General features: G+C 62.9%; 1 protein-coding gene and 1 pseudogene. Both read right to left on the minus strand.

Annotated elements, in window-relative coordinates:
- Window positions 1-378: pseudogene (locus XANALMUS060_RS21050) on the minus strand (hypothetical protein); the annotation flags it as partial.
- A gap of 741 nt (window positions 379-1119) precedes the next feature.
- The coding region (locus XANALMUS060_RS17030) for a hypothetical protein (protein WP_161795499.1) at window positions 1120-1557 on the minus strand (438 nt) is incomplete at its 5' end.

Genomic DNA, 1557 nt, shown 5'->3' on the forward strand with positions numbered 1-1557 from the left:
ATTGAGGTGACCGGTAGCAGGTGACCGGTAGCGCCGGCCGTCATTGCCGACATCGATGCCTTTGGAGCAGCCCGCAGCGGTCAGGGCCAGCGGCATGTGGTGCAGTTTCATCGGTGCAGTTTCATCGGTTCGTTCGTCCTCGGGGGAATGGATCGCGGATGCGGCGGCAGGCGGGTACGGCAGTGGCGCGGGTTTGCGCTTGGGTTGCACCGGCAATCCGCCAGGTGGCAGTGGCCCCAGCTCGGCGCGCACCCGCGCATTGATGATCGCCATATCGCGCAGGAGCTGTAGATCGTGCAGCCGATCGCGCACGTTGAGTTTGCGCGGGCGATAGGGGTTGTCGCTGTGATCGTCGTGATCGTCGGTGTCCTGGCTCATCGCGCGTGACCTCTCCGTTTGATTTTGAGCAAGCTTCCCCACTGCGCCTGCGATCTTACGACAAAGGGCCGATGCCACCGCTGCATGACCTGCCCATGGAGTCGGCAAGGCCATGGCCGGCGATCATTATTCACTGGCACACGCCCGACCAGTGGTCCCATGGGACTCAAGGGGCGGTGTTGCTGCTCGCGCGCTGCTTGCGCTTGTTGTTCCTGCTGCTGCAATTGTGCGATGCGTGCCTGTTCCTGCGTGTCCACGCTAACCGATTTTTCCGGGGCAGCAATGCTGTGCTGTGGAAGTGGTGCATGTACATGCGTGGGGGACTGCACCAAATGCGGCGCTTGGTGTTGCTGCGCCTGTTGCCTGTCCACGGCGCCGGGGCAGCAATGCTGTGCTGTGGAAGTGGTGCATGTACATGCGTGGGGGACTGCACCAAATGCGGCGCTTGGTGTTGCTGCGCCTGTTGCCTGTCCACGGCGGGATGGATGTGGCGTAGATGCGGCTGGCGCGCTCTGACCGAACCACTGCCCTGGATGGGTGACGGTTTCATAAGCTTGGCCGGCAGCATGTTCGGCCAGATTGATGACGCGTTCGACAGTGGGACCACTGGCCGCGTAGGCATGTTCGGCACGCACCTGCAGCGCCAGTGCTTCCGCCTTCGCCGCCATGGCGGTAGTCGCGCCAGGATTCAGGGCCATGTTCAGTAGCTCGCGGTTCTGATGTATGTCCTGGCGAACATGGTCAAAGGCGGCCTTGTTGTGCGCGTAGTTGGTTTGGAGCTGCGCCAGCCTCTCCGGGGACAGCACGCGCGGCTGGCGCGCTCTGACCGAACCACTGCCCTGGATGGGTGACGGTTTCATAAGCTTGGCCGGCAGCATGTTCGGCCAGATTGATGACGCGTTCGACAGTGGGACCACTGGCCGCGTAGGCATGTTCGGCACGCACCTGCAGCGCCAGTGCTTCCGCCTTCGCCGCCATGGCGGTAGTCGCGCCAGGATTCAGGGCCATGTTCAGTAGCTCGCGGTTCTGATGTATGTCCTGGCGAACATGGTCAAAGGCGGCCTTGTTGTGCGCGTAGTTGGTTTGGAGCTGCGCCAGCCTCTCCGGGGACAGCACGCTCTGCGGGCCAGTGAAGTGTGTACCGCTGTGATCGCCCATGCGCATCGCCCGCAGCGGATT

It is taken from the genome of Xanthomonas sp. MUS 060 (genome assembly GCF_000963215.1).
In the GTDB taxonomy this organism is placed as follows: domain Bacteria; phylum Pseudomonadota; class Gammaproteobacteria; order Xanthomonadales; family Xanthomonadaceae; genus Xanthomonas_A.